Annotated in this window: 18 protein-coding genes; 9 read left to right on the forward strand and 9 right to left on the reverse strand. The window is 59.4% G+C overall.

Annotated elements, in window-relative coordinates; genetic code table 11:
- Positions 1–361: 361 nt before the first annotated feature.
- The 6 genes from AACY11_RS11105 to AACY11_RS11130 all read right to left on the reverse strand — a co-directional run bounded on the left by AACY11_RS11105 (position 362) and on the right by AACY11_RS11130 (position 3,440).
- Positions 362–700, reverse strand: a complete 339-nt coding sequence (locus tag AACY11_RS11105; protein WP_339494755.1) for a HopJ type III effector protein — start codon at positions 698–700, stop codon at positions 362–364.
- Positions 693–989 (reverse strand): DUF1244 domain-containing protein, encoded by a 297-nt coding sequence (locus AACY11_RS11110; RefSeq protein ID WP_339432019.1) that lies wholly within the window; start codon positions 987–989, stop codon positions 693–695. Before AACY11_RS11110 ends, AACY11_RS11105 begins: the two co-directional genes overlap by 8 nt.
- A 100-nt stretch (positions 990–1,089) precedes the next feature.
- The gene (gene folX / locus AACY11_RS11115) at positions 1,090–1,461 is read right to left on the reverse strand and encodes a dihydroneopterin triphosphate 2'-epimerase (RefSeq protein ID WP_339432020.1); all 372 of its coding nucleotides are present in this window, start codon (positions 1,459–1,461) and stop codon (positions 1,090–1,092) included.
- Positions 1,462–2,022, reverse strand: a complete 561-nt coding sequence (gene folE / locus AACY11_RS11120) for a GTP cyclohydrolase I FolE (protein ID WP_339432021.1) — start codon at positions 2,020–2,022, stop codon at positions 1,462–1,464.
- Between the two features lie 21 nt (positions 2,023–2,043).
- Positions 2,044–2,754: a dihydromonapterin reductase gene (gene folM / locus AACY11_RS11125; protein ID WP_339494756.1), complete on the reverse strand. Its 711-nt coding sequence runs from the start codon at positions 2,752–2,754 to the stop codon at positions 2,044–2,046.
- A gap of 110 nt (positions 2,755–2,864) precedes the next feature.
- Complete coding sequence (locus AACY11_RS11130) at positions 2,865–3,440, reverse strand: antibiotic biosynthesis monooxygenase (RefSeq protein ID WP_339494757.1); 576 nt, start codon at positions 3,438–3,440, stop codon at positions 2,865–2,867.
- Positions 3,441–3,653: 213 nt separating this feature from the next.
- Here AACY11_RS11130 and AACY11_RS11135 point away from each other — a divergent pair, with 213 nt between their 5' ends.
- Positions 3,654–4,613, forward strand: a complete 960-nt coding sequence (locus AACY11_RS11135) for a MerR family transcriptional regulator (protein WP_339432024.1) — start codon at positions 3,654–3,656, stop codon at positions 4,611–4,613.
- An 18-nt stretch (positions 4,614–4,631) separates the two neighbouring features.
- Here the strand turns inward: AACY11_RS11135 and AACY11_RS11140 are convergent, their stop codons facing one another.
- Together AACY11_RS11140 and AACY11_RS11145 are read right to left on the reverse strand one after the other, a co-directional pair.
- The gene (locus AACY11_RS11140) at positions 4,632–5,237 is read right to left on the reverse strand and encodes a hypothetical protein (RefSeq protein WP_339494759.1); all 606 of its coding nucleotides are present in this window, start codon (positions 5,235–5,237) and stop codon (positions 4,632–4,634) included.
- 72 nt (positions 5,238–5,309) lie between these two features.
- Entirely contained in the window at positions 5,310–5,768 is a 459-nt protein-coding gene (locus AACY11_RS11145) for a PAS domain-containing protein (RefSeq protein ID WP_339432026.1), read from the reverse strand.
- A gap of 153 nt (positions 5,769–5,921) precedes the next feature.
- Between AACY11_RS11145 and AACY11_RS11150 the strand changes: the two genes are divergently transcribed.
- Entirely contained in the window at positions 5,922–6,377 is a 456-nt protein-coding gene (locus AACY11_RS11150) for a flavodoxin (protein WP_339432027.1), read from the forward strand.
- Here AACY11_RS11150 and AACY11_RS11155 read toward each other — a convergent pair.
- Entirely contained in the window at positions 6,367–7,254 is an 888-nt protein-coding gene (locus AACY11_RS11155) for a LysR family transcriptional regulator (RefSeq protein WP_339432028.1), read from the reverse strand. The genes AACY11_RS11150 and AACY11_RS11155 overlap by 11 nt on opposite strands.
- Positions 7,255–7,349: 95 nt before the next feature.
- Here AACY11_RS11155 and AACY11_RS11160 point away from each other — a divergent pair, with 95 nt between their 5' ends.
- The 7 genes from AACY11_RS11160 to AACY11_RS11190 all read left to right on the forward strand — a co-directional run bounded on the left by AACY11_RS11160 (position 7,350) and on the right by AACY11_RS11190 (position 14,997).
- The gene (locus AACY11_RS11160; protein ID WP_339432029.1) at positions 7,350–7,736 is read left to right on the forward strand and encodes a CidA/LrgA family protein; all 387 of its coding nucleotides are present in this window, start codon (positions 7,350–7,352) and stop codon (positions 7,734–7,736) included.
- On the forward strand, positions 7,726–8,412 hold the full coding sequence (locus AACY11_RS11165) for an LrgB family protein (RefSeq protein WP_339494760.1): 687 nt from the start codon (positions 7,726–7,728) through the stop codon (positions 8,410–8,412). Before AACY11_RS11160 ends, AACY11_RS11165 begins: the two co-directional genes overlap by 11 nt.
- A 131-nt stretch (positions 8,413–8,543) precedes the next feature.
- Positions 8,544–9,326 (forward strand): class II aldolase/adducin family protein, encoded by a 783-nt coding sequence (locus AACY11_RS11170; protein ID WP_339465824.1) that lies wholly within the window; start codon positions 8,544–8,546, stop codon positions 9,324–9,326.
- Positions 9,326–10,228 carry an alpha/beta fold hydrolase gene (locus AACY11_RS11175; RefSeq protein ID WP_339494762.1) on the forward strand — a complete coding sequence of 301 codons (903 nt, stop codon included), beginning with the start codon at positions 9,326–9,328 and terminating at the stop codon, positions 10,226–10,228. Before AACY11_RS11170 ends, AACY11_RS11175 begins: the two co-directional genes overlap by 1 nt.
- 157 nt (positions 10,229–10,385) lie before the next feature.
- Complete coding sequence (locus AACY11_RS11180) at positions 10,386–11,297, forward strand: SDR family oxidoreductase (protein ID WP_339432032.1); 912 nt, start codon at positions 10,386–10,388, stop codon at positions 11,295–11,297.
- A gap of 515 nt (positions 11,298–11,812) precedes the next feature.
- The gene (locus tag AACY11_RS11185) at positions 11,813–13,606 is read left to right on the forward strand and encodes a DUF1302 domain-containing protein (protein ID WP_339465826.1); all 1,794 of its coding nucleotides are present in this window, start codon (positions 11,813–11,815) and stop codon (positions 13,604–13,606) included.
- A gap of 23 nt (positions 13,607–13,629) precedes the next feature.
- Positions 13,630–14,997 carry a DUF1329 domain-containing protein gene (locus tag AACY11_RS11190; protein WP_339494763.1) on the forward strand — a complete coding sequence of 456 codons (1,368 nt, stop codon included), beginning with the start codon at positions 13,630–13,632 and terminating at the stop codon, positions 14,995–14,997.
- Positions 14,998–15,015 lie beyond the last annotated feature (18 nt).

Genomic DNA, 15,015 nt, shown 5'->3' on the forward strand with positions numbered 1-15,015 from the left:
GGAGGGAGCAAAAGCGGAAATGGCCTTGGCGGTGAACGCTTACAACCTCAAGCGAGCGATTAGCGTGCTCGGAGCCCGCCAGTTGATGGCGCTAATGGGCTGAAAGGCCTTTTTTCGTCTGTTGCCCGCACAAAAACAAACGCCCCGAACAAGTCGGGGCGTTTTGTTGGGCCTTCATCAGTGTGTTTTCACACAGTCTGTTCGGCCGGTTTTTTTGTGTCCGTTACTCACAGGCGCCACAGTCCAAAGGTGGGTGGGCTTGCTCGCGAAGGCGTCATTTCAGGCGATATTTTGGGTGACTGGCACACCGCTTTCGCGAGCAAGCCCGCTCCCACAAGGGACGCGGGTTGGCAATGCAGGATCAGCGGCGGCAAAGGGGCTGGGTTTCGAACTTCACGCCGGCCAGACCGTTGTTGATCAGCGCTCGAATATTGCCGTGATCGCTGCCTTCAGGCGCCGCCACCACCAAGCGGTAGTGCTCGCCGAACGCCAGCAGCGCTTCTTCATCGCTAAAGCCTTCCAGCAGCGCCAGACCGAGGGTCTTGCACGAGCCTTCGTTCTGCCCGGCAGCGTTTTCCACGCCGCCGTTGTTGAACGCCTGAGGCTGGTAGTCGTAACCGGCGGCGATGAAGGCCAGGGTGTCGGCAAAAAGGTGCTCGCCGCTCTTGAGGCTGGTGCGCAGGGTGTTCAGATCACTCATGAGGTTTTCCTTTGGCGAACGCCGCTTGTTGTTCGGCGCTGGCTTCTTGCTGAAATTGAGACTTCCACTCGGCGTACGGCATGCCGTAAACCACTTCGCGGGCTTCATCGAGGCTGACCTCGATCTGGCGCTCGTCGGCTTCGGCCTTGTACCACTTCGACAGGCAGTTGCGGCAGAACCCGGCGAGGTTCATCAGGTCAATGTTCTGCACGTCCTTGCGGCTGTCCAGATGGGCGACCAGCCGGCGGAAGGCGGCGGCTTCGAGTTCGAGGCGTTGTTGATCAGTCATGGGGGTCTCTGCGAGACAGCGTTGAGCGGCAAGCTTCAAGCTGCAAGATTTCAATGGTGGGGTGCCTGTAGCTTACCGCTTGCAGCACGAAGCTTGAAGCTCAGCGGCTTGCCGCAAGGGTAATCGACACCGACTCGGCAAAACGCAGCGCATGCGGCTTGTCGACTTCGACTTCGGCATACAGCACCGAGCCGTTACTCATCACCAGATCCAGTAGTTCCTGGGTCAGACGTTCGAGCAGCGCGAAGCGGTTGCCCTCGACGTGGGCGATGATCGCCTTGGTGATGGTGCGGTAGTTCAGCGCGTGATCGATGTCGTTGTCGCGCACTGCTTCCTGCGCCGCGTACAGGATGGTGAGGTTGATCAGCACATCCTGCTTGTTGAGGATTTCGTCCTCGTTGATCCCGATAAAGGTGCGCAAGCGCAGATCCTTGACCCGGATGCGTGCCATTCCCGGTTGAAGTTGTGCCATTTACTTGCTCCGTCCAATCAATTGCAGGAACTCCTGGCGGGTGTTGCTCGACTCGCGAAAGGCGCCGAGCATGACCGAGGTGTTCATGGTCGAATTCTGTTTCTCGACACCGCGCATCATCATGCACATGTGTCTGGCCTCAATGACCACGGCGACGCCGGCGGCATCGGTGACTTGCTGCACCGCATCGGCAACCTGTCGGGTGAGGTTTTCCTGAATCTGCAGGCGCCGGGCGAACATGTCCACCAGCCGCCCGATCTTCGACAACCCCAGCACCTTGCCCGTCGGAATATAAGCCACATGGGCCTTGCCGATGAAGGGCAGCAGGTGATGTTCGCACAATGAGTACAGTTCGATGTCGGCGACGATGATCATCTCGTCGCTGTCGGAGGCAAACAGCGCGCCATTGACGATCTCATCGACGCTCTGTTCGTAGCCGTGACACAGGTATTGCATGGCCTTGGCTGCGCGTAGCGGCGTGTCTCGCAGTCCTTCGCGTTCGGGATCTTCACCAAGACCGATCAGTATGTCGCGGTAATGCTCGGGCAGGGAGCGGGTCATCGAACATCCTCGCGGGCGTTGTTATTTGACGTGCCGTCCGCCGTTGACGGTCAGGGTCGTACCGGTGACATACGGGTTGTCGAGCAGGTAGCGCAGGCTCTGATAGATCACTTCACTGCCGGGTTCGATACCCAGCGCGGATTTGGCCAGCGCTTTGGCGCGGTACGCCGCGTCGTCGTCGGGATTGAACAATAGCAGGGCAGGGGCGATGCCGTTGACCTTGATCGCCGGCGCATAGCGAGCGGCGAACGACAAGGTCAGGCTGTCGAGCCCGGCCTTTGTGGCGCAGTAACCGATGTGCTTGCTGCTGCCCTTGCGGGTGACATCATCGCTGATGTGGATGATGTCCGCAGGCGTCGATAGCGTGAGCAGATCGGCGCAATGCAGGTTGATCAGATAGGGCGCGAGCATGTGCAGGTTGAACAGGCGTGTGAACGCTTCGGCTCCGTTGTCCGGGGTTTCGGCCAGCCATTCGGAGGCGTTGTGTACGATTGCCCGCAGGCTGTCGGTGTGGGTTTTCAGTTCGGCGATGAAGGCGAGTATGCCGGCTTCGCTGGAAAAATCCGCGAACACGCCGATGGCGCCCAGATCACGCAGCACTTGCACGCCGGGACGTTCGCTGCGGTAACTGAAGATCACAGCGTGGCCGTCTGCAAGCAAACGCTGCGCGCAATGCAGGCCGACACGCTGGCCGGCGCCGGTGATGAGGATCGGGGCGGAGGTTGTGGTCATGTACGGCTCGCGTCGCGGTTGAAGTAAAAACTATAACAGCGACACGAGCGACCTACCTATTGCAGAACCGACTTCAGATGGCTGCGAGCAAGCCCGCTTCCACAGAGGGATCAGCGATTTTGCGCGCAAGGGGTAACGGGCAACGGGCGGGCTGGCGTACTGTTCAGCCAATTTGCCAGTAATCGGGTCGACAACGGAATAAAGAAATAAACCATCAACGGCGTCAGGCATGCCGTGCTGATCAGCATCCGTGGCAGCAGGCTCATTTCACTGAGCAGCGGGCCGAGGACAAAGTTGAACAGCAGCGACACCGGGAAGAACGCCAGCCAGATCGCGACAGCCTGCTTCCAGCGTGGCGGGCGCTGGCCGATCGCATCGGCGCCGAACCAGCCCTCAATGCCGCTGACGCGATGTTCCTTCGGGTGCACAAACAGGTCGCTGCCACGATCCAGCCAGGCAGTACGCGAGGCCGAATGCTCCCACGCATGCAGTGTGTGCTCATCGGCAAAGCGGAAAATGATTTGAAACTCGTTATCGCCGGGCGGTGGAGCGAGCACACCGGAGCCGAGATAACCGGGGAAGTCGGTGGCCAGTTGTTCACCTTCGCGCAGCCAGGCGATCAGATCCTGATAGCGTCCATCGGCGACGCGACGCGCAACCATCAGCGTGACGGGGGAAGTAGACATTGTATATCTCCGTATTTCGAGTGCGTCGCTCCGGGTAGGAGTTTCGCCTGACGCAGGGCCGGGGGTAGTGGCCAGCGTTTTACAGTATGCAAGGAATATTCCGGATTTTACCGATTTAACCAGCGACTTTGGTCGCTGTTCATCGCTTGAATCTTAATGCTCCATCAAGGTTAGAATAGGATCCAATTCGCCAACAAGGAAGTTGATTGTCTTATGTCTGTCATCACGGACAAAAGCCCTGCTTCGCAGGCATCCATTGCGCTGGAATGTGAAGATCTGTTCCCCATACGTGAAGTCGCACGATTGACCGGCGTTAACCCGGTCACGTTGCGTGCATGGGAGCGGCGCTATGGTTTGATTCAACCAACACGCACCGAAAGTGGGCATCGCTTGTATTCGATGGCCGATATCGAGCGCGTTCGCAGCATTCTCGACTGGATCGATCGTGGTGTGTCCGTCAGCAAAGTCGGCAAGATTCTGGCCAAGACCGAGCCGTTGAAAGTGCTGGCGCACATCATCCCCGACGATCGGGTGCAGGCCGATTATCTGCAATGGCAGGTGCAACTGCAGGATGCGATCAGTTCGTTCGATGATCAGCAACTGGATCTGGTCTACGGTCAGATCTTTTCTTCTTATACGTTGCCCGTCGTGTTCCAGGACATTCTGATGCCCTTGTGGCTGCAACTGCTGCAGCGACAAGATGCTTTTGGGCAAACCAGCGAATGGCTGTTCTTCGATGGGTTTCTCAGAGCGCGGGTATTGCAGCGGATCGTCATGCTGCGCGGCTCGAAACCGCGCAGGGTGATTGTCAGTGCCTTGGCCGGACAATGCCGAGAGCTGGAACTGCTGGTGACGGCACTGTTCCTGAGTGGTAATGGCTCAGGGATCCGCGTGCTGACCACCGGCCAGCCGTTCGATGAACTCACCCTGGTCTGCGAACGGACCCGGCCTGACGTACTGGTATTGTTTTCCAACCACGCACCGAGCGCCGACCTTCCGCGACGCTTGAGCCGGCTGGCGTTGAGCCTTGATTGTCAGGTGCTGCTGGCGGGGGATGCCTCCGATCTGGCGCAGGAGAGCCTGGCTGGAACGTCAATCGGTTGCATTGGTAATGAAGGGGCGACAATGTTTCAGCGGCTGACGCAGTTTCTGGCGGGCACGCTGGATACCTGAAGGCCAGGTTTTAAAGGCTCAGGTGTGCAGGGCCGGATGTGTCAGGCGATGTTGTTGCAGGATGAACTGGCGCAGACGTTCGGTTTCATCGGCATAGGTCTGGCTCAGTTCGTAGGCGAAGAAACCTTGCTCGGTTTCTCGTTCGAAATGGCCACGCAATGAAATCCGCTCATAACCCGATGGGCTGAACCACAGAGCGAAATGCTTGGGCGGTTTGGTTTTGTTGCGCACTTCCAGCAATACGCCTTTGTGCGAGATCTCGTGTACCCACAGCGGGCCCGGCTGGCCTTTGGCGTTCTCCAGTGCCACCGGTTCTTCAAGAGCCAGTCGCCATGGGCGAACCATCGGGCCGTCTTCGTAAATGCTAGGTACGCCGAGGCGCAGATGCAGCGCGTGAAACTCGTCCTCCACCAAATGCAGCGGGAAGGTCATCTGCTGATTTTCGAAGTTGGCCTGGATGGTGACCTGTTCGTGAGCGGCCAGACGCGTGAGCAAGTCACGGATCTGCGAACCACCATTCACCAGCAGGCTCGACGTCGCATCCCGCACATTCAATTGCGGGTTGTGTTGCATGGTCTGGATGAAATCCAGCTCATCCTGAGTGAGGAGGGCGTCGCGTTGCATGGCGGACTCGAAAGGAATAGTTACAAAGTCTTTGGTGATTGTAGTTAATGACAATTGGTTCGCTGTTTTGTTTTAACCGTTTGTCGCTTTCAGTTCAGCCAGTTCGGCTTTGAGTGCGGCGACCTGTGCTTCCAATTGCGCAACGCGTTGCTGGGCCTTGACCTGAACCGTCACATCTTTTTGAACACCGACGAAATAGGTTTGTCCGTCATCGGCGTTTTTAACCGTTGAAAGCGACAGTTCATTCCAGAACGGTGTGCCGTCCTTGCGATAGTTGCGCAAGATTTCCCGGCAAGATCCGCTATTGCGCAGCGCTTCGCGAATCAGTGTCAGGTTTTCCTGATCCCTGTCTCCGGATTGCAGAAAGCGACAGTCTTGATAGAGGATTTCCTCGCTGGCGTAACCGGTCAAGCGCTCGAAGGCCGGGTTGACGTAAATCAGGATGTTGTCCTGTTCGCCTTCCTTTTCCGCGACCACAATTCCATCGTTCGATGCGTTGATTACCATTTGCAGCAGGCTGGCGTTGATCATCTTTGAATCCTTTCAGAGGTGTCTGTGACGGGCATTCTAGAAGATCGGCGGAGGCTGTCTATAGGTCATTGGCGCTTATTGGGAGTTAATCGCAACTTCACGGCTCAGGCTGTTAATATCGGCGCTCTTTTTTTCAGCTCCAGGATCAGATTGATGAAAGTCGCCATCCTCTCCGGTTCGGTCTACGGCACCGCCGAAGAAGTCGCCCGCCACGCCCAGAATCTGCTGAAAGCCGCCGGCTTTGAAACCTTCTACAACTCGCGCGCCAGCCTGACGGACCTTCAGTCTTTTGGCCCTCAAGCGCTGCTGGCGGTGACCTCGACCACCGGCATGGGCGAGTTGCCGGACAACCTGCAGCCGTTGTATTCGGCCCTTCGTGACCAATTACCCGCTGCCTGGCGCGGTTTGCCGGGGGCGGTGATTGCGTTGGGCGACGCCAGTTACGGCGACACCTTCTGCGGCGGCGGCGAGCAGATGCGCGAACTGTTCGGCGAACTGGGCGTGCGCGAAGTGCAGGAGATGCTGCGCATCGACGCCAGCGAAAGCGTGACCCCGGAAACCGACGCCGAGCCTTGGCTGGCTGAGTTCATCGGCGCGCTCAAGGGCTGATTGGTCGCTCGCGCAGCAGAGAAAGCCAGGCTTGCGCCGCTTTCGACAGATAGGCGCCCTGACGCCAGATGAAAACGATATCCCAGCGAAGCGAGTCCGGTGCTTTCAAGGTCAGGCGCACGACGCCTGGCCGCACCAGACCCCGCGCGACCACGCTGGGCAGCAACACCACGCCTTGCCCGGCGGCCACCAGTGACACCAGAAAATCCGCCTGCCCACTGCGTCCGCCTTCCTTCGGTGTGAAGCCCATCTGCTGGCACGCCTGGAGCAAGCGATCATTGAGCACAAAACTGCGCTGATACAGCAGAAACGGCGTATCGGCCAATTCTTCCAGACCGATTTCGCCCCGCTCAGCCAACGGATGATCCCTCGGCAACAGTGCATCGAGCTTCTCATCGCAGAACGGCTGATAGTCGAACTGCGCATCCTTGGGCAACAAACTGCCGCCCAATTCCAGTTCTGCACTCAACACGGCTTGCTCAATATGGCGGCTACCGCCTTCAAGTAATTGGATCTTGATATTCGGATAGCGCCGACGGTATTCGGCAAACAGCCCGGCGAACAACGTGTCACTGCCCAACAGCGGCAGGCCCAGGCGCAATTCGCCACGGGCCAGATGGCTGAGGTCGTCGAGTTCGCTGAGCAATTCGTTGCGCAAGCGCAGCATGCCCTCGGCTCGTTGCAACACCACGCTGCCGGCGGTGGTCAGGCGCAACTGCGAACCCAGCCGTTCGAGCAACGGGGTGCCCAGGCTTTGTTCGAGTTGCGCGACTTGTTTGCTCACGGCCGATTGGCTGATGTGCAGGGTTTTCGCGGCCTGGGTAAAACCGCCCTGATGCATGACTTCGACAAAACTGCGCAGTTGTTTGAATTCCATAGTCTGATTCCTTTTTGGAATGGCTTGGAGTCTAACAATTCGCTTCTGGGATGGGTGCTCGGTTCGTAAAATAAGCCCCTGTCAGGAGCAAAGCCATGAACGCCGCAACCCTCAAGTACCTTTCCCGCCTTGTTGTCGAACTGGCCGTGCTGCTCGGTCTCTACCTGCTTGGCTGCCAACTCGCCGCTTGGCTGGCGTGGCCGATTCCCGGTGGCGTGATCGGCATGGCGCTGTTGCTGCTGGCGTTCGCCTTTGGCTGGGTCAAACCGGCGGCATTGCAATTGGGCGCGGGGCTGCTGATGGCGGAGATGCTGCTGTTCTTCATCCCGGCGCTGATGAGCCTGCTTGACTATGGGGCGCTGCTGCGCAATGACGGTTGGCGGATTCTGTTGGTGATCGCCGCCAGCACGTTGATGGTCATGCTGGTGACGGCGTTCACCGTGGAATGGGCCGTGCGCCTGAGGCGGTCCCATGAAGCTTGAATTGATGCCGATGTTCTGGCTCGCATTCACCCTGCTGGCGTACTTGTTCAGCCGCTGGATTTATCGGCGCACCGGCCGTTACCTGCTGTCGCCGCTGATTCTGGTGCCAACGCTGTTGTTGGCGCTGGCCGTGCCGCTGCACACCGCTTACGCCGAGTATTCCAGCAACACCCACTGGTTGATGCGGGTGCTCGGTCCGGTGACAGTCGCCTTCGCCGTGCCGATCTGGCAGCAGCGGCATCTGTTGATGCGGCACTGGCCTGCATTGATGCTCGGCATGGTTGCCGGCAGCACGGCATCAATCGCCACCTCGTTCGGACTGGCCAAGGCCCTGGCACTGGACAGTTCGGTGACGATGTCGCTGGTGCCGCGCTCGATCACCACGCCATTCGCCATGCCGCTGGCTCATGATCTCGGCGGCGTACCGGAATTGACGGCGGTGTTCGTGATGTTTACCGGGGTGTTTGGCGCGATGCTCGGTGGCGTTCTTTTGAAGTGGTTGCCATTGCGCAGTGCCTTGGCCCGTGGCGCCCTGTTCGGTGTCGGTGCCCATGGCGCCGGTGTCAGCCGCGCCCATGAAGTGGGCGGTGAGGAGGGCTCGGTGGCGGGTCTGGTGATGGTCCTCACCGGGTTGCTCAATCTGTTCGCCGCCCCTTTGTTGGCGTCGTTGCTTTGACACGGATCCAAGCTGTTTGCCGGGCTGACTCGTTCAGTCATCAAGCTGGCTGCCAATGCAACTACGCGATGGCCTGCGCCTGACTAGACTGCTCACACGTGCAGAACAATAAGAACGCAGAGGTGCATACAGTGAGCGTAGCCCCCATCCAATCGTCCCTTAATGTCAAAGATCAGGTCAGCGCCGCGGAATGGCAGACCCGAGTCGATCTCGCCGCCTGCTATCGTCTGGTCGCGCTGCATGGCTGGGATGATCTGATCTTCACGCACATTTCGGCCAAGGTGCCGGGCACCGAAGATTTCCTGATCAATCCGTTTGGCCTGATGTTCCACGAGATCACCGCATCAAGCCTGGTGAAAGTCGATCAGGCCGGCAACAAACTCATGGACAGTCCTTACGAAATCAACCCCGCCGGTTACACCATCCACAGCGCCGTGCACGAAGTTCGACACGATGTGGTTTGCGTGCTGCATACGCACACGGCCTCGGGGGTTGCGGTGTCGGCGCAAAAGCAGGGTGTGCTGCCGATCAGTCAGCAATCGCTGTTTGTCCTGTCCAGCCTCGCTTATCACGCCTATGAAGGCGTGGCCCTCAATCACGAGGAGAAGGCGCGCTTGCAGGCCGACCTCGGCGATAACCATTTCCTCATGCTGCACAACCACGGTCTGCTGACCTGTGGCGGCACTATCGCTGACACTTTTCTGATGATGTTCACCTTCCAGCGTGCCTGCGACATTCAGGTGATGGCGCAGACCGGCGGCGCTGAACTCATTGCCATCGAACCGCAGGTTCTGGCCGGCGCCAAAGCGATGATCGCCGGCGTCACCAAAAGTGCTCAAGGCATGGGCGGCGCGCTGGCGTGGCCGGCATTGCTGCGCAAACTCGATAAACAGAACCCTGGATATCAACTCTGATGCCTCTTGCCGAGATTCCGTTGTGTGTCTGGCGCAAGCGCAGCCAGACCTTTGTTTTTCGTGGTCAGTCGATCCGTTACTGGACGACGGGGCAGGGTGAGCCGCTGCTGCTGATCCATGGTTTCCCGACCGCCAGTTGGGATTGGCATTACCTGTGGCAGCCACTGGCTCAACGGTATCGCGTGATCGCCTGTGACATGCTCGGTTTCGGCGACTCGGCCAAACCGGTCAATCACCGCTACAGCCTGCTGGAACAAGCCGATCTGCAACAGGCGTTGCTCGCGCATCTGCAGGTCGAGCAGCCGGTACACCTCCTCGCTCATGACTATGGCGACAGCGTCGCGCAGGAACTGCTCGCGCGGCATTACGAGGCGCACATCAAGGTCGCCAGTTGCGTGTTCCTCAACGGCGGGCTGTTCCCGGAAACCCACCGCCCGGTGTTGATGCAAAAACTGCTGCTCAGCCCTTTAGGCTGGATGATCGGTCGCGCCTTCACCCGAGACGCGCTGGTGAAAAGCTTCGGCCAGATTTTCGGCCCGCAGACCCGGCCAAGCGAGAGCGAGCTGGATGATTTCTGGAGTCTGATCGACACCCATCAAGGCCCGCGCATCATGCACAAGCTGATTGGCTACATCCCCGAGCGTCGCGTGCAGCGCGACCGTTGGGTGGCGGCCATGCAGCGTGGCGAAATCCCGTTGCGGGTGATCGATGGCGAAGTCGATCCGATCTCCGGTGCGCACATGGTCGAGCGGTACCGGGAGTTGATTGCAGACGCGGACACCGTGCTGTTGCCGGGTATTGGTCACTATCCGCAGACCGAAGCGCCGGTGCAGGTGCTCACGCATTACCTGGCGTTCCGCGACCGTTTGGCGCTGCCGCCGCGCAAAGTGGCGTGTTCCTGAAAGATCAATGGATCGCCGCCAGCGATCTATTGATCTTGCTTGGCATCATCCCCTCACCTTATCGCGCATCATTCAGCCTCAGCCGTGTTCGTTGTGACCCAAAGCCCCGTGCCTGACACTCGGGCTCTCTGTCCTTTGGCCTGCTGGAGTTGCCCTGATGAATGAGTCTGTGCGTTTCGAAGATAAAGTCGTGATCGTCACCGGAGCCGGTGGCGGTCTGGGACGGGCGCATGCACTGCTGTTCGCCAGACAGGGCGCCAAAGTGCTGGTCAATGACCTCGGAGGCTCGACCCAGGGCGAAGGCGCCAATGCTAGCGCCGCCGACCGCGTGGTGGCAGAAATTCGTGAGGCCGGCGGCATCGCCGAAGCCAACCACGACTCGGTCACTGACGGCGACAAACTGGTGCAGAACGCCCTCGACGTCTTTGGCCGCGTCGACGTGGTGGTCAACAACGCCGGGATCCTGCGCGACAAGACCTTCCACAAAATGGACGATGCCGACTGGGATCTGGTTTACCGCGTCCATGTCGAAGGCGCCTACAAAGTCACCCGCGCCGCGTGGCCGCACCTGCGTGAACAAAACTACGGTCGAGTGATCTTCACCGCGTCGACTTCCGGCATCTACGGCAACTTCGGCCAATCCAACTACGGCATGGCCAAACTTGGCCTGTACGGCCTGACCCGCACCCTTGCCATCGAGGGCCGCAAGAACAACATTCTGGTCAACGCCATCGCCCCGACTGGCGGCACGCGCATGACCGAAGGCCTGATCCCGCCGCAAGTATTCGAGCAACTGAAGCCGGAGCTGGTCAGTCCGTTGGTGGTGTATCTGGCCAGTGAACAGTGCCAGGAGACCTCCGGGCTGTTTGAGGTCGGTGGTGGCTGGATGGGCAAGGTGCGGTGGGAGCGCAGTTTGGGGGCCGGGTTTGATCCGCGTGCTGGATTTTCCCCGGAAGATGTCGCGGCGCACTGGCAGCAGATTTGCGATTTCGAAGGCGCGGCGCACCCCAAGGACAACATTGAGGCGCTGAAGGAAATGATGGCGAATTTGCAGAAATATTCGCTCTGAACCCTGCGCAACAATCGGCAGGGCTGCGCCAGCCCTGCCATCTCCCCGCTAAAACCCGTCACCCATAAAAAAGGCCGCTGCAAACGCAGCGGCCAAGGTAAGACGTTGGATCAAGGAGCTACAAATCAACGTCAGTGAACACCGGGGCGAGCAACCGAAGACCTTCGGTTGATCTGAAATCTGTCAGCAATGGCTTGAGTGGTTAAGGCGCCAAGGCCGAATGCTTTGCGGCGTGTCCCGTGAAAGCCCGCTCAGAATACGGATTTGAGTCTGTAAGAAAAATAGCGATTGCGGACATGAACTGTTACGGGGCATGTAACAGTCTGCCCCGTACCACATGCACCATGCGCTGCAATGATGTTCGACTATCCAGCGCACTCATGGCCCGCGCAAAGGCGCATCCCACCGGGGCATTCATCCTTTCGAGCGACAACGCGAATACCTCCTTGGTGCGCTTATCGACCCGGTCAACCGGCAGTAGGGTGGGGCCTTCTGTCACTCACCGGGGAAGACGCATGAAAACAAGAACAATGCGCGCCATCTTCACACCGCAGGCGCTGGCAGCCGCGGTGGCTATGGGCTGCTGCGCCCAGGCGCACGCGGTTTCGTTCAACATCGGGGAAATCGAGGGCACCTTCGACTCGTCACTGTCGGTCGGTGCGAGCTGGGGCATGCGCGATGCCGACAAGTCGCTGGTCGGCACGGTCAATGGTGGTACCGGGCAATCTTCGACGGGTGATGACGGACGCCTGAATTTCAAGAAGGGCGAAACCTTTTCGAAAATCTTCAAAGGCATTCACGACCTCGAACTGAAGTACGGCGACACCGGGGTGTTTGTGCGTGGCAAATACTGGTACGACTTCGAACTCAAGGATGAAGACCGCGAGTTCAAACAGATCAGCGACAAGGGGCGCAAGGAGGGCGCGAAGTCTTCCGGCGCGCAGATTCTCGATGCGTTCGTCTATCACAACTACGCCATCGCTGACTTGCCGGGCACCGTGCGTGCCGGCAAGCAAGTGGTGAGCTGGGGCGAAAGTACCTTCATCGGCAACTCGATCAACAGCATCAACCCGATCGACGTGTCGGCGTTTCGGCGTCCTGGCGCCGAGATCAAGGAAGGTCTGATCCCGGTGAACATGCTGTTCGGCTCGCAAAGCCTGACGGACAAGCTCTCTGTCGAAGGTTTCTACCAACTGGAATGGGACCAGACCGTCCTCGACAACTGCGGTACGTTCTTCGGCGTCGATGTGGCGGCGGACGGTTGCAACAACGGGTATACCGTCGGCAGCCCGGCGATTGCGCCGTTTGTGCCGTTGACCACGGCCTTCGGTCAGGGCATTGAGGTGACTCGCGAAGGCGTCGTGGTGCCCCGGGGTGGCGACCGCGATGCACGGGATTCGGGGCAGTGGGGCACGGCGTTGCGCTGGCTCGGCGACGACACCGAATACGGTCTCTATTTCATGAACTACCACAGCCGCACGCCGACGGTGGGCACCACCACGGCCGGGCGTTCGACGCTTGCCGCGTTGCCGGGCATGGTCGGCATCGCCAATGGTCTGGCCCCCGGCAGCGGCTCGGGACTGGCGCAAAGCGTGATGTTGGGACGCGGTCAGTATTACCTCGAATATCCGGAAGACATTCGTCTGTACGGCGCCAGTTTCTCTACCACACTGCCCACCGGCACCGCGTGGACCGGCGAGATCAGCTACCGGCCAAACGCGCCGGTGCAGGTCAACACCAACGACCTGACCCTGGCGTTGCTCAACCCGATTGCCGGGGGCGCTGCTTCGCCACTGGCGACTTCGCCCGGTGCTGACAACAAGGGCTATCGTCGCAAGGAAATCACCCAGATCCAGAGCACCCTCACGCACTTCTTCGATCAGGTATTAGGGGCCCAGCGCCTGACCGTCGTCGGTGAAGCAGCGGTGGTGCGGGTCGGCGGTCTGGAGTCGCGCAGCAAGCTGCGTTACGGCCGCGACTCGGTGTACGGCCAATACGGTTTCGGCGGCGACACCGATGGCTTCGTCACGTCGACTTCGTGGGGCTACCGCGCCCGGGCCATCCTCGATTACGCCAACGTGATTGGCGGGGTCAACCTCAAGCCGAACCTGTCGTGGTCGCATGACGTCGCCGGTTACGGCCCCAATGGCCTGTTCAACGAAGGCGCCAAAGCGATCAGCGTCGGCGTCGATGCCGACTACCGCAACACCTACACCGCGAGCCTCAGTTACACCGATTTCTTCGGCGGCGATTACAACGTCCTCGAAGACCGTGACTTCGTCGCCCTGAGTTTCGGCGTGAACTTCTGATCTGCCCGAGAAGGATGAATGCAATGCGCAAAATGATTCTGCAATGTGGTGTCCTGGCCCTGAGCCTGCTGGCGGCCAACGTGATGGCGGCAGTGTCACCGCAAGAAGCCAACAAGCTTGGCACCAGCCTCACGCCGCTGGGCGCCGAGAAGGCCGGTAACGCCGATGGCTCGATTCCGGCATGGACCGGTGGCATCCCGAAAAACGCCGGGGCGGTCGACAGCAAAGGGTTCCTGGCTGACCCGTTTGCCAATGAAAAACCGTTGTTCACCATCACCGCCGCCAATGTCGACCAGTACAAGGACAAACTCTCGGACGGTCAGGTGGCGATGTTCAAGCGTTACCCGCAAACCTACAAGATCCCGGTTTACCCCACCCACCGTACCGTCGCCGTACCGCCTGAGATCTATGAGTCGGCCAAACGCAGTGCGCTGAATGTGACCACGATCAATGACGGCAACGGCCTGGCCAATTTCACCGGCAACCGCTACTACGCCTTCCCGATTCCGAAGAACGGCGTTGAAGTGTTGTGGAACCACATCACCCGTTACCACGGCGGGAATCTGCGCCGGATCATCACTCAGGTCACACCACAGACCAACGGCAGCTACACGCCGATCCGCTTCGAAGAAGAGATCGCCGTGCCGCAACTGATGAAAGATCTCGACCCGGAAAAAGCCGCCAACGTCCTGACCTTTTTCAAGCAGTCAGTCACCGCGCCGGCACGTCTGGCCGGCAACGTGCTGCTGGTTCACGAGACGCTCGATCAGGTGAAGGAGCCGCGTCTGGCGTGGGTCTACAACGCCGGTCAGCGTCGGGTACGCCGCGCGCCGCAAGTGGCCTATGACGGGCCGGGCACCGCCGCGGACGGTCTGCGCACCTCGGACAACTTCGACATGTTCTCCGGCGCCCCGGATCGTTACGACTGGAAACTGGTGGGCAAGAAGGAAATGTACATTCCTTACAACAGCTACAAGCTCGATTCGCCGAAACTCAAGTACGACGACATCGTCAAGGCTGGCCACATCAATCAGGATCTGACCCGCTATGAACTGCATCGCGTGTGGGAGGTGATCGGTACGGTCAAACCGAACGAGCGGCACATCTACGCCAAGCGCCACATGTACATCGATGAGGACAGTTGGCAGGTGGCGCTCGCTGACCATTACGACGGTCGCGGCCAACTGTGGCGGGTCGCCGAAGGTCACGCTCAGTACTACTACGATCACCAGACGCAGGCCTACACTCTGGAAGCGCTCTACGACATCATTGCCGGCCGGTACATTGCCCTGGGGATGAAGAACGAAGAGAAACACAGCTTCGAATTCGGCTTCGAGGCCAAGGCTGCCGACTACACACCATCGGCCCTGCGCGCAGCGGGTGTGCGGTAACGTTTGGGATACAACGGC

This window comes from Pseudomonas sp. RA_105y_Pfl2_P56 (assembly GCF_963970845.1).
Classification (GTDB): domain Bacteria; phylum Pseudomonadota; class Gammaproteobacteria; order Pseudomonadales; family Pseudomonadaceae; genus Aquipseudomonas; species Aquipseudomonas baetica_A.